The sequence below is a fragment of the Veillonella sp. ICM51a genome, assembly GCF_000524355.1.
Taxonomy (GTDB): Bacteria; Bacillota; Negativicutes; order Veillonellales; family Veillonellaceae; genus Veillonella; species Veillonella atypica.
Genome location: NZ_JAPX01000050.1, coordinates 13,368 through 27,014, shown reverse-complemented (window position 1 = coordinate 27,014; position 13,647 = coordinate 13,368). Strand labels below are relative to the sequence as shown.

Genomic DNA, 13,647 nt, shown 5'->3' with positions numbered 1-13,647 from the left:
ACTAATGACCTTCTATAACACCTTCTATGGAAATATATAAGGACTGCAAATTCTCTAGCATCTTTGGAGATGCATCCCAATAGCCACGTTGAGCAGCTTCTAACAAAATTTCCGCAATGCGCTGCAAGGCCCACGGATTTACATCACGCATCCAGTCTTGCACCGTTGTATCTAAAGCATACTTGTTAGCATAACCTTCATAGACCCAATCGGGCACTATATCGCTCGTCGCATCCCAGCCAAAGCTATGGGATACCACATTGGACATATCCGATGCACCTTTGTAACCATGATTCATCATAGCTTGAATGAATTTCGGGTTTTGTGTTTCTCCTTGCACAACGCGGCGCAGCTCATCCGACAAGGACCGCATCACAACGCGACTACGGTCGGTGCTATCCCCCACATAGGCGCGAGGCGCACTGCCCTTTGCAGTCCGCACTGCTGCAATGAGACCACCATGATAGCTATAATAATCGTCAGCACTCAAAATATGAGTTTCCCGATTATCTTCATTCTTAATGGTCACATCCATCGTAGTGAGGCGACGTTGAAATAACCGCATATCTTGTGGAATATCCTGATGTAGGTGAAAGCTACTCCACTTACTGTATACTTGCGCAATATCTTCTACGGACTGCCAGTTTTTGCCTTCTATCAAGGCGCCCACACCGGTGCCATAGGCCTGTGGCGGGTCACCGAAGATACGGAGTCGCGCCTTTTTAGTAGCCAACAAAGGATCCTCACCTTGCTCCACGAGCCAATCTACATCATCGTGAATATGCTTTTTCACATAGTTATCTTCTAGTGGTTCATCTAAGTCTGCCACCAGTTCAACAGCCTTGTCGAGCCAACTAATGGCAGTAGGCATCATATCTCGAATGAGGCCACTGATGCGACCCATTACGTCGATACGAGGTCGTTGTAATTCTTCTAAAGGAATCACCTCTAGGCCTGAAATGCGACCATTGGACTGCCATTTAGGGCGAACGCCCAATAAATAAAGAAATTCCCCTAAACACTGGCCGTGACTTCTAGAGTTGCTACTAGCCCAGAGAATGATACCTACCGTTTCAGGGTACCGTTGCTCATTTAAGATATAGTCAGCAATGACTTGGTCTGCCAAGTCTATCCCTAGCTGATAAGCAATCTTTGTGGGTAATGCCCGTTCATCGAGGCCATAGAAGTTACGCCCCGTAGGCAATACATCAACTTGACCGCTGGAAGGAGCCCCACCAGGGCCGGGTTCAACATATTTTCCCTGCAAACCCTGCAAAATGGATGTAATCTCATTCTTTGTTTGCCCTAATTTAGGTATATACTCGCGCACAATGACTGCGGCCAAAGGCGCTAGCCGTTCTGGTACTGTATAATCTGGTGTATTCACCACATACCTTACAAACGCACGCAGTTCATTCCAAATTTGATCAATAATGTGACTATAACGAATCCCCTCGTCATTTACGTCCCCTGCATGTTGCTCTATATAGGACCAATCATAACCTAATTCTTCGGCTAAGATTTCAAGACCCGATGCAATATCCCCTTGTGGCGTCCGTACAATGGCGGTAATAAATTCCTCTAGCTCTACACCTTCAGGTCCCTGCCCTAAAATGTGCAAGCCATTTCTCATCTGCATATGCTTTAGGTCGCTTAACTTTTCATGGACAGCTGTAATAAGATCGTCCATCTCCATCGTAGCGCCTTGTTCTTCATCGATGAGATGACACGCCATGGCTTTCTCTCGAATCACGTTCTCTATATCCGATACACTCTCAGGATGTTCCTGTTCAAAATGACTATGTTCATCGAGTAAGGCTTCTAATTCTTCAAACTCATCGTAGAGCCCGGCCGTCGTCATCGGTGGCGATAAGTGGCCTACTAAACAAGCGGAGCTACGCCGTTTTGCCTGAATCCCCTCACCTATGATAGTCGTCCAGTACGGGTAAATATTAGGCAAACTAGAAATGCCTATTTCAGGATAACAACTAGCACTGAGGCCAGCGCCTTTACCAGGCAGCCATTCTAATGAGCCATGAGTTCCTACATGGATGACTGCATCTGCTTCAAAGACGTTCCGAACCCAATGGTAGAAGGCCAAGTACTGATGCGGTGGTGGCAAACAGGGGTCATGATAAATAGCAGATACATTTTCCCCAAAACCACGAGGTGGCTGCACCGTAATCCATAGATTGCCATTGGAGAAACCAGGGATAATAACCTCATCATCGTAGACGAATACATCTCCAGGCGCCGCGCCCCAAGACTCGATCATAGACTTTTGCGTATCTGCTGGCAGCGTTTCAAAATACGCTTTGTAATCATCACTACTCAAACGCCCTTCTGCAGAAGCTAAGAGCTCATCAGTGAGCATAGACCTGTCATTCGTCATATGAGATGTGACTATATCCATCAACTCTGCACTCGTTTCTGGCACAGTATCTACGGTATAGCCCTCGTCTTGCATGACCTGTAATAGTCGTCGTACCGATTCAGGTGTATCAAGTCCTGCAGCGGAACCAATATTGGAGTTTTTAGGCGGATAGTTATGCAGGATAATAGCTACCTTTCGCTCCGATACTGGAATATGTCGTAATTTAGACCATTTAATGGCCCGCTCTACAATAGCAGCAATGCGTTCTTTTACAGGTAGATACACATAGTGACCACGCTCATCAAAGGTTTGACACGCCACGACGCCACCCTGAATGACGCCATCGAGCTCAGGTTGTGATATAGATAAATTCACGTCCAAAGGCGTCACGCCTTGCGGGTCTGCAGCCCAGGTTTTCTCATCCATGTATATGGTATAGCCCTGAATGATAGGCACATCCTGTAACTTTAATTCCTCCAAAGTTTGCGCCCCTAAGGACTGGTAGGAGAATTTACAAGTATTTATGAGCACATCAAAGGGGAATACATCCTTACCAAAGAGATGATTCATGGACAACTTCATATTCGGAATGCCTACACGAGGATTCGAGCCATACTGCCCATAAAAGATAATCGGATTGTACTGATGTTTATAAATCTCTTCAAACAAGGCCTGTTGGTAATAAATATCCCCCATAATCCATTCGTCGCGATAGAAATACACCGCGATAGACGGCCAATCCCGATGTCCTTCGGCATCCATGAACTCATCATAGGTTTTGTAGATATTTCCATCGCGGCCCATGATGGCTTGCCACGGAATGTGGTCAGGTTCCTCCCATTCGGAGATTGGTTTTGTACTGAAAGCACCGTTAATAAGGCGCACATAGTTCATGACGCCACTAGTGCGGCGATAGCTTTCAAGAAATCTCCGTTGATTTTCGTCTATATTGCGATAGAGAATATCTGTTTTCTTAGGCTCTACCACATCGATCCAATACTTAGGATGATGTGCATACAGCCAACGCTCTAGACGCTCTAAAAATGGCGAATCTAAGCCAACCCCCATATTCGTTACGAGAACGACATCTGCAGCACGTAGGCGGCTTTCAAAATCCTCATCCCAAAGGGGCTGTTTTTTCATATTACAGATGTCCACCTCACCCTGTATCAATTCAGGATAGGTGGCAACAGCCTGTTCTATATATTGGATTTGTTTTCCTAAATTAGAAATATACATGAGACGACTCATGATCTACCTCCGCGATACTCGTAATATACCATCCGCCGTAATAGTATCCATGGCGTAATAACTGCCATTCATTAATTTACATAATTCTTTAGCAAGGCCTAGCTTGATAAAGCCCGTTTCCGTGTCGATAACGATGCAATCTACAGGCAAGGTCCCAAGGATGCGAGCCCATTGTTTAGTCTCTGCTACGGGATCCTCTAAGTCCCCCGACGTAGCACGTCCATCGGTGATACATATAATCTGAATGCGTTCTGCCCGATGGGCACGCAACAATCTATCGCACATGGTGTAGGCCATGCGTAAACCGTGAGCTAATGGCGTTTTACCACCTGTAGGCATAGAGTCTAATAGTCGCTCTGCCCGCTCTACGCTACGCGTGAACGGCAATAACACCTCTGCCGATTCCTTGCGAAAGGCAATGAGTCCTACTGAATCACGATGGATATAGGAATCCCTCAAGAGGCTCAAAATGGCGGATTTCGTGGCCTCCATGCGATGACGCGCCGCCATAGAACCGCTCGCATCCACCACAAAGAGCTGGTATGCGCCAATACGTTTTTCTCGAGCTTTACGGCGATAGTCCTGTGGTTTTATCACTATAGATAATCCCTTAGCTTCTTGTTGTCCTAATGGCAGAGACTGCGTAGATTGTGTTTCTTGTTCCACCTTAACAGCAGCTCGCAACCGTTGGTAGGGTGCTGCCGCTCGCAATGTATCGACTAAGGCCAAGTCCTCAAGAGCATGTTCATCTTGATAGGCTCGAATCATGCGCCCTCGAGTGTCCTTTGTCTTAGTCATGAGGCGACGACCAGAACCCTTACGATACTGGCGGTCTACCGTCTTATAAGACTGTAATTTCCAATGAAACATCTGGTTAGCTATACAGGCAACAGTATCAGGCAAGGATACAGAAGATAGCCCGTTAGATACATCAGCATCAGTGTTTCTTGAATCAGAACTATCAGATTCCTTAGGGTTAGCGTCATTAGTGCCGCTAGTTTCTTCTTGATTAGCGTTGCCGAATACATCTTGATTAGACGCTCCATCTTCGGTATCACTGATATCATTATTGGAATTATCTGATTCATTGGGATTAGATTCATCACCATTAGAATCTTCTCCACCCGAATTACTCGAGTTATCTACATCAGAGTCCTCTGCTATTTCAGTATTCTTCTGCAACTGATTTTGGTCGTTTGTACTGCTTCCATTATCCCCTTGTGATGATTGAGATTCTGATGCTTCATCTCGCTTCATACGATGGGGCAAAACATATAAAGCGGCTCGGTCTGCATGGATTGGCTTGCAGTACGAGCTGCCATCAAGAACTGCAAGAGATTTCATAACTTGCAGCAATACGTATTCTGCACCATGCCCTACGGTGCGTGCTTGTAGTGCATAGGATATGGCTAGTGAAAGCATAGCATCCGAAACAGCAATATTCTGAACTCGTTTAGTAGCTATGAGAGATAACATATCTTCAGCTGAAATAACATCTATTGAGCTAGTTTCCCCCTCACATAAGGCATCGTCCAAGTCTGATTGATTATCCCCTGCTATAGATGCATCACCACATAGAATTTCTTCTCGATTTTGTTGCAACACAGCTATACGAGATTCTAGTGTTGGTGCAGCCATAGATACATGCACATCAACGAGTTCCCACTCCGCATCATCTAGTGTTCTATCTTCATGATTGATAGTCATGATGAGCAGTATTTGACGTCGCTTCGCCTCTACTAATAAGGCATGACGAACCTCAGGTGCCAGAACGTGCCCATCATCGACAACCCAACATCGAGTGCTAGTGTCATCTAAAAGACCTGCGGACATAATCATCTGGCCCTGCTCTAGGGATGCTTCAAAATCGATAGTCTCTTGTAATTGTGAATTTTCTACATACACAGGTATCAAACGATAGGGAATATGCCATGCTTCGAGGCACTGGCGAAGAATATAACTTTTACCCACACCAGTACCACCAGAAATAACGAGAGTATGAATCTGATTGTTTACAAGGCCTATTTTGAGGGCCTCTTGTACAGATGTTTCCATAGCTAGTCCTCAAGCACAGCCGTTACCACTGTATCAATGCGGTCTTCATCGTGACCTTGCTCCTCAAATGGCAAACGACGTAAACGATGCTTCAATGCTAATCGTGCTGCTATCTTGAGGTCGCTCTCTGTGATTTGATGGTGACCGTGAAAGGCTGCGTGTGCACGAGCGGTGTGCATCATCGTAATATCTGGACGATGACCATCAACGCCAACACCAATACTAATGCTTGCAATTTTCAACAATACCTCATCGGTGGGAATGATGCTTGGCAATAATTCACGAGCTTGTAATAAGCGTTCGTGTAATGCTCGTTCCGATTCCGCATAAGACGCTACGAAACTTACCGGGTCGTCGCCAAAGGCAAGACGACGCTTGATAACCTCCATCCGTTGTGCTGGATCATGCTCACCATAGACCATGACGGATAAACCGAAACGATCTAGCAGCTGAGGTCTAAGGTCACCCTCTTCGGGATTCATTGTTCCTACGAGGATAAAGCGAGATGGATGAGAGTGGCTCACCCCTTCACGCTCTACCGTATTGACACCCATAGCTGCTACATCAAGTAAAATATCTACAATATGGTCATCTAATAGATTAACCTCATCTACATAGAGAATGTTTTGATGTGCTGCATGCAAAATGCCTGGCTCAAAAGCTTTCACACCGTCCTGTAGTGCTTTTTCTAAATTGATAGACCCTACAACACGGTCCTCTGTAGCATTAATAGGAAGTTCCACAACGGTCATGGCCGTAGCCCCTGTCTCCATAGGGGGTAATAGGTTCGCCAAAGCACGGACAGCCGTAGATTTGGCAGTGCCCTTTTCCCCCTCGATTAACACACCACCGACAGATGGATTTATGGCATTAAGTAACAGGGCTAATTTCATTTCATCTTGGCCCACAATAGCAGTAAATGGATATAACATAAGCCTAACCTCATTTAGGATAGAAACATCTTATCTCAACTCATGATAAAAAATTTTATTTCAACGCAGGATCGATAGACATGTCTGTACTACCACCTGTTTGTTTAAAATCATCAATATTTGTAGTTCCCTTAGGGAATACAAAGATACGTTGTTGTTTAAAGTATGGATCATCGTAGACCGCTGCCGATAGATGGAATGCGTTTCGTAGATTCTCTGCAGTCAGCACTTCACGAGGCGTTCCTACATCAACTATATGACCATCACTAACCAAGACGAGCTTAGTACAATATTTGGCAGCCAATTCTAAATCATGGACGACGATTAGAATCGTTTTGCCTTCGTCACATAATCTACGACCTTCGTGAAAGATATCGTCAGCGTACACTAAATCAAGAGCCGCCGTCGGTTCATCTAGTAATAGCACCTCTGTTTGTTGTGCCAGTGCCTTGGCTAAAAATACCCGCTGTCGCTCACCACCGCTAAGGTTTTGTACGGAGCGATGTCTCAGGTGATATACGCCCACCTCTTTCATGGCCTTTTCTACGATAGCTTTATCCTCTGGTCCCTCTTGTTGCCACCATTTCAAATAAGGGTAACGCGCTGTCATCACAATATCAATGGCTTCATAATCAAAGGAAACATTTACAGATTGCTGCATATATGCCACATGATGAGCGATATCCTTATCGCTCATGGAGGCAATGCTTTTACCATCCCATAAAACCTGACCACCAGATGCAGGATAGAGGCCACGTAAAGTTTTTAACAACGTCGTTTTACCAGATCCATTAGGGCCAATAATGCCGACAAATTCACCGCTATCAATAGAGAAGGACGCATCCTTTAGAATAGCTGTTTCCCCTAATGTGACAGATAAGGATTGAACATCTAGTTTCATTAGGCCCCTCCTTTGCTGCGCAAACGATGTAGTAAATATAAGAAATATGGTGCCCCTAAGAGAGCTGTCATGATACCAACACGAATTTCTATAGGTTGTGCTATAACTCGGCCCAATGTATCACAGAATACGAGGAATAATGCCCCTCCAACAGCTGCCATAGGCAGTAATATGCGATGATCCGGTCCTACTAAGAGGCGGACAATGTGAGGAACCACAAGGCCTACAAAGCCAATAGAACCACTGACACATACAGCAGTAGCGGTAACAACGGATGCAAGGAATAAGAATAGCATACGGTACACCATAACAGGTAAGCCCAATGCCCGTGCCTCTGTGTCACCGAGAACGAGTACATTAAGATGACGACCGAGCATCATCAAAATAACGCTGCCTGTCACGATAGGCCCTACAGCTAGTGCCACATGATCCCAACGACGGAAATCAAGGCCACCAACCATCCAGAATAAGAATTCACGCAACCGGTATTCGTTAATCATCGTCAAAATACCCGATGTAAAAGCACCGAGTAACATGCTCACAGCTACACCAGCGAGCAATAAGGTCGTCGTATCGAGCTTATTATTACGCAAGGTTAAAATAATAGTAATGCCAACGGATACAAAGGCGCCAACAAAGGCAAAGGCAGGCATATAAAACATACCAAGAGATGTTACGCCAAGAGCAATGGCGATCACTGCGCCAAGGGATGCCCCTGCGGATACACCCATAATGCCAGGATCCGCTAATGGGTTGGAGAAAACGCCTTGCATAACGGCACCAGCCAAGGCTAATGCACCACCTACAAGGAGACCAATGATGAGACGTGGCATACGGATAAACCACAATACCGCCTCCTGTTCAGCTGTAATCGGAGCTGTAAAATGAACCGGTATCCCCATACCATTTAAAATACTTTGTATGCCACCACCGATAGGAATCATAATCGTTCCTACATGTAGCGCCAATAGGCTTACAATACATAGCAATCCCCCAATTATGGCAATTGCCATGATTTTTTGTTTCTGTTTAGTCATGAGGATTCCTTTCTAACTGAGGATACACAGTATGCATAATAGCAAGCATAGCTTCACCAATATGCTGATTCATAGTATATAAGTACGCAGCCGGTAAAGGCTTAACGCGATGTTCTTTTATAGCAGGCAGGTTTTGAAAGGCTGGATTATCAAGATACCGACTAGCTAAATTCTTATCCATGCCTTTATAGGATGGAATAAAAATATAATCTGGATCCATAGCCAATACACGCTCATCTCCAAAAGGAGTCCGTGGCGGTAAACCAAGAAGATCAGGTGCATTGTAGATGCTCATATACTTGCACATATCATCAAACAGACTGCCTGTTCCGGTGTACCCATCCATGGATGATACGAAGAGTACGCTTTTGCGTTGATTCAATGGAATAGATGTACCAAGCCGTTTCATCTTTTCTAGTTCACGACGGATTTTCTGCTCGTAAAATTGCCCCTTTTCATCTTCCCCTACAATATGAGCTATGTCCGTCACATTCTTAATGACAGATTCTACCGTAGTACCGGTTGGCACTACAACAGTAGGTATACCCATGTGGCGTAAACCTGCAATGACGTCTGCGCTCGTATAATCAGGTGCTATGACAAGATCTGGCTCCAAGGCAATGATTTTTTCTAATGGATAAGAACTCATAGCAGGTTTAACCAGCTTAGCACGCTTCGCCTCTAAAGAATACTCTTCATAGGTAGATAATGTATTAATACCTACCAAGCGGTCTGGTTCTACAAGGCCTAATAAAATCGTATCCGACGCAGAGGATAATGCTAAAATACGTTTCGGATTCTCTGGCACAGCTACACTAACACTATCATAACTTTCAACATAACGGGTATTTGGAAAAGTCCGCGTTTCATCTTGTGGCCCACATCCGGTTACACCTACAAAAAGGAGTACCATCAGACATATAAGATACACAATGCTCTTGTTCATGATGATACTCCTTGTATAGTTCTAATACAGACTTATAGTAATCTAGAATTTTTGAGTGTAGCTAAGCTGATAGTTGAATGGCTCATCCCAGTATTCCCAATCCCCGTTGGAAATAACATTGTGACGATTCAACAAGTTACGCGCATCGAGTCGTATAGAAGAGTTTTCATTGAACTGATACCCTACATACGCATTCCACGCTACAAGATTTGGATTGATGCCGCCATCGCGGTTCTTCATCCGTTTTGTTACAAAGTTTATACTAGATCCAGCTGTCCAAGTGGAACTATTGTAATGAATGCCCCCTGTAAATTGTAATTTTGGATTAGCTTGTTTCCAATAATCTTTATCGATTTCCATTTGTTTTGGATTCGAATACGCTGCACCCACAGTTACTTTCAAGCGATCTGTTAATTTACGGCCATATTGCGCCTCAACGCCAACATTTCTAAAACGGCCACCATTAACGCGAATCGTCATTTTACCATTGCTATCTGGTTTCCAAGAGAAGAAATTCTTGAAATCCATATAGAATGCAGCCACCTTCCAACTATCTTTATTGGTAATGTGCTTGTAACCCAATTCATAGTTCCAACCTTCTTCAGGTTTTAAATTACGACCGCTAACCGATTGATATTGTCGGTTTACTGTTTTAAATGTATCGCTTAGATTAGGCATGGTGAAAGCTTTGCCTACATTCATATATACAGAAGATTCTTTATTAATACGGTGATTCAATTGGAACTGTGGTGTCAACACATGTTGATTCTTCACAGGGTCCTTAATATCCGTATAACGTAAGCCTAGAATAGTAGTCCATTTTGGATTGATTTGATAGGAATAACTACCATAAAGAGCTAAGCTATGACGATGAGGATTTGCATAGACGGGACCTGATGTAGTGCGGTACGTTTCACGTTTACCCAATACACCGGCAATTAAATAGTCCTTTCCACCTCGGAAATCCCATTCGTGTTGCACATCAAAACCATATTGGCGAGCAATATAGTTACTATCATTAGATGTATAGGATGGAAGACTATGTTTACGATTTTTTCCCTTCAAATCTCGATCATTATAGAAGAGTGTGCCCGTCGTATTTCCATCCTTATAAATCAAGGACGCATTGTTCTTAGAATCATCATATGCATATGTTGTAGAGTGGCGATTGCGATTCGTCGCATTGCTTTCAGTACTCAACTGAGCATAGGCCGACTTACCTTCAAAGCGGCTAAAGTTCAATGTTACCTTGTCGCTCAATTTGCCGCTCATAAATATACCTATGGAATTCCCCTTATCCCGTGCTGTATAGTATTCATACCCACGAGGGTGATCCACGGAATCTGTACGAACTGGTGTAGACGGATCTTGTTTACCAAAGAATCCCCGTTCTATACCAATTAAGAAACGCGGCGTGCCGTAGTTGATTTTATAGGTTTGACTACCCATATTGCCTACCCCAATAGTAGCAGAGCCACCTTCTTTAGTAGGTGTTTTAGTAATGACATTAACAACGCCGCTCATCGCATCAGAACCATATAAAGCAGAAGCAGCGCCTTTCAACACTTCGATACGGGCGATAGAACCTGTTGGAATAGAGCTAAGACCACCCTTACCATTAAGGTTCATCGGTACGCCATTGACGAGAATGAGTGAACCTCGTTCTAATCCACGAATATTGACCCGACTATCCATTGCACCATATTCAAGGCCAGATGCACCATAGGAGAAAGATGTAATACCAGGCACCATGTTCACCGCATCAAAGGCATTTTTAGCACCGCTATTCATGATATCTTTGTCCGTAATAACATCCATCGCTGCCGGCGTATCTAGGTTTAACAATACCATCCGATTAGCTGTTACATTAATGACATGACTTTCAGATGCGCCATTTGCTTCAGTAGATGCTACCGTAGTAGGAGTATCTGTGGTAGCCGTTACATCCGCTGCATATGCATGCACAGATAATCCCATCAAAGCCAATCCTATAAGTACAGAAGTCCGTCGTTTCTTAAGATTGTTCATAACAAATCCCTCGTAATACACACTAATTATTCATAAAAACTACATAATTGTATTATTACACATTTAAAAGGGCTACACAAAACCCATACCCCCTATTAGTACTGGATTTTATATAAATCTCTACAAATAAATATTAGAACTTTTGTGTATAACTCAATTCATATGTGAATGGGTCACCCCAGTATTCATAATCCCCATTGGTAATAACGTTGTGACGGTCTAACAAATTGCGTGCATCTAGACGAAGTGTTGCATCCTTATTGAAATGATAGCCCACATAAGCGTTCCAAAGGGCAATATTAGGGTTTAAGCCACCATCTCGATTGCGCAACCGTTTTGTAACAAAGCTAAAGGATGTGCCTGCTTCCCAGGTTGGGCTTTCATAGCGAATGCCTGTAGTGAATTGCAATTTAGGGGCCGCTTGTTTCCAGTAATTTTCATTCAATTCCTTTTGTCTTGGATTAGAGTAAGATCCGCTCACGTTCCATTTGAGGCGGTCGGATAAACGTCTACCATATTCGGCTTCGATGCCCACGTTGCGGAATTTCCCTCCATTTACTCGCACCAAAGGTCGACCATTTGCATCCGGTTGCCATTGGAAGAAGTTTTTGAAATCCATATAGAACACATCAACCTTCCAATCATCCTTTTTGTTGATGCGCTTGTATCCGATTTCATAGTTCCACCCTTCTTCTGGTTTGAGGTTTTTACTGCTTACCGCTGTATACTGGCGTCTAACGCTGCGGAATGTATCGCTCAAACTAGGCATTGTGAAAGCCTTCCCTACGTTCACATACATAGAGGATTGTTTATTGATGGAGTGCAATAATTGGAATTGAGGAGTCAATACATGCTGATCTTTAATTGGATCATCGATTACGGTGTAACGCAAGCCCAAAATGGATGTCCATTTAGGGTTAATTTCATAAGAATAACTACCATACACAGCATAACTATTGCGTTTAGGATGAATGTACACAGGAACAGCCGTTGCATGATAGATTTCTTGTTTACCTGTAACACCTGCGATTAAATAGTCCTTACCATCTCTAAAATCCCATTCATGCTGTACATCAAATCCATATTGACGTGCGCGATAGCTTGTTTCAGTTGCCTTAGCTTGGGACGTATTGTGCACCCGGCTCGTACCACGCATCGTACGGTCATTATAGAACAAGGTTCCTGTAGTACCCTTGTCCTTATAAATTAAGGAAGCATTATTGCGATCATCCTTATAATGATACGTCGTAGAATGTCTTGCTTGATTAACCGGATTTGTTTCCGTACTGATTAGACCAAAGGACGATTTACTTTCAGCACGATTAAAATTCAATGTTACCTTATCTGAAAGCTTACCACTCATAAAGAGCCCCAACGAATTGCCCTTGTTGCGAGTACTATAGTAATCGTAGTGTTTAGTACCTGCATAGTCGTAGCGAATCGGTGTGGATGGGTCCTGCGTGCCCCAGTATTTTCTATCGATACCAACGATGAATTTATCTGTACCATAAGACACATCAAAACGTTTAGACCCACGATTACCTACGGCAACCGTAGCAGAGCCACCCTCTGTAGATGGAGTCTTGGTAATAACGTTAATAACACCACCTAATGCCTCTGCACCATACAATGTAGAAGCAGCTCCTTTCACTACTTCAATACGTTTTATGGCACTCGTAGGAATAGAGCCGAGTCCACCTTTGCCATTGAGGTTCATAGGCACGCCATTTACAAGAACAAGGGCACCACGGTCAAGGCCTCGAATATTCGTACGGCTATCCATGCCACCAAAATCGGCACCGCCGGCACCATAAGAATTTATTGTTACCCCTGGTACGGTCGCCACCGCATCAAAAGCAGTGGTAGCACCAGTATTTTTTAAATCCTCAGGTGTAATTACATTCATCGCTACAGGTGTGTCCAAATCTAGGAGGGCTGTGCGATTAGCGGTAACATTGATGGTAATATCTTCTTCATTGTTATTCGTTGTTACATTCGCTGCATAACCATTAACGGCTATACTAAGCAATGTCATCAATGTAGCTATATACACACGTTTATTAACTTTTTTCATCATCCTATACCTCTATCTAACCACTAACTATATAACTGCAAGTCCTTTT

8 protein-coding genes are annotated in these 13,647 nt (G+C 43.8%); all 8 read right to left on the bottom strand.

The genetic code is table 11. The features are described from left to right. Position 1: 1 nt before the first annotated feature. The 8 genes from cobN to HMPREF1504_RS09725 all read right to left on the bottom strand — a co-directional run bounded on the left by cobN (position 2) and on the right by HMPREF1504_RS09725 (position 13,601). Positions 2-3,625, bottom strand: coding sequence for a cobaltochelatase subunit CobN (gene cobN, locus HMPREF1504_RS09760; protein ID WP_038125262.1), 3,624 nt, complete (start codon positions 3,623-3,625; stop codon positions 2-4). 3 nt (positions 3,626-3,628) lie between these two features. Next, a complete protein-coding gene (locus HMPREF1504_RS09755; RefSeq protein ID WP_038125261.1) occupies positions 3,629-5,680 on the bottom strand; it encodes a VWA domain-containing protein in 2,052 nt (683 codons plus the stop codon). A 2-nt stretch (positions 5,681-5,682) separates the two neighbouring features. Next, entirely contained in the window at positions 5,683-6,612 is a 930-nt protein-coding gene (locus HMPREF1504_RS09750) for an ATP-binding protein (protein WP_038125260.1), read from the bottom strand. A gap of 55 nt (positions 6,613-6,667) precedes the next feature. After that, the gene (locus HMPREF1504_RS09745; protein WP_005380117.1) at positions 6,668-7,513 is read right to left on the bottom strand and encodes an ABC transporter ATP-binding protein; all 846 of its coding nucleotides are present in this window, start codon (positions 7,511-7,513) and stop codon (positions 6,668-6,670) included. Beyond that, positions 7,513-8,550 (bottom strand): iron ABC transporter permease, encoded by a 1,038-nt coding sequence (locus tag HMPREF1504_RS09740; RefSeq protein WP_005380104.1) that lies wholly within the window; start codon positions 8,548-8,550, stop codon positions 7,513-7,515. The genes HMPREF1504_RS09745 and HMPREF1504_RS09740 overlap by 1 nt, the downstream gene beginning before the upstream one ends. Next, positions 8,543-9,496 carry an ABC transporter substrate-binding protein gene (locus tag HMPREF1504_RS09735; RefSeq protein WP_038125259.1) on the bottom strand — a complete coding sequence of 318 codons (954 nt, stop codon included), beginning with the start codon at positions 9,494-9,496 and terminating at the stop codon, positions 8,543-8,545. Before HMPREF1504_RS09735 ends, HMPREF1504_RS09740 begins: the two co-directional genes overlap by 8 nt. Positions 9,497-9,538: 42 nt before the next feature. Next, positions 9,539-11,524, bottom strand: coding sequence for a TonB-dependent siderophore receptor (locus HMPREF1504_RS09730; RefSeq protein WP_005380077.1), 1,986 nt, complete (start codon positions 11,522-11,524; stop codon positions 9,539-9,541). Positions 11,525-11,657: 133 nt separating this feature from the next. Then, positions 11,658-13,601 (bottom strand): TonB-dependent receptor, encoded by a 1,944-nt coding sequence (locus HMPREF1504_RS09725; RefSeq protein WP_005380111.1) that lies wholly within the window; start codon positions 13,599-13,601, stop codon positions 11,658-11,660. Positions 13,602-13,647 lie beyond the last annotated feature (46 nt).

Coding starts and splice junctions, on each gene's coding strand:
- HMPREF1504_RS09750 (WP_038125260.1), bottom strand. CDS start 6,612: ATGTTATATCCATTTACTGCTATTGTGGGCCAAGATGAAATGAAATTA.
- HMPREF1504_RS09725 (WP_005380111.1), bottom strand. CDS start 13,601: ATGATGAAAAAAGTTAATAAACGTGTGTATATAGCTACATTGATGACA.
- HMPREF1504_RS09740 (WP_005380104.1), bottom strand. CDS start 8,550: ATGACTAAACAGAAACAAAAAATCATGGCAATTGCCATAATTGGGGGA.
- HMPREF1504_RS09735 (WP_038125259.1), bottom strand. CDS start 9,496: ATGAACAAGAGCATTGTGTATCTTATATGTCTGATGGTACTCCTTTTT.
- HMPREF1504_RS09755 (WP_038125261.1), bottom strand. CDS start 5,680: ATGGAAACATCTGTACAAGAGGCCCTCAAAATAGGCCTTGTAAACAAT.
- HMPREF1504_RS09745 (WP_005380117.1), bottom strand. CDS start 7,513: ATGAAACTAGATGTTCAATCCTTATCTGTCACATTAGGGGAAACAGCT.
- cobN (WP_038125262.1), bottom strand. CDS start 3,625: ATGAGTCGTCTCATGTATATTTCTAATTTAGGAAAACAAATCCAATAT.
- HMPREF1504_RS09730 (WP_005380077.1), bottom strand. CDS start 11,524: ATGAACAATCTTAAGAAACGACGGACTTCTGTACTTATAGGATTGGCT.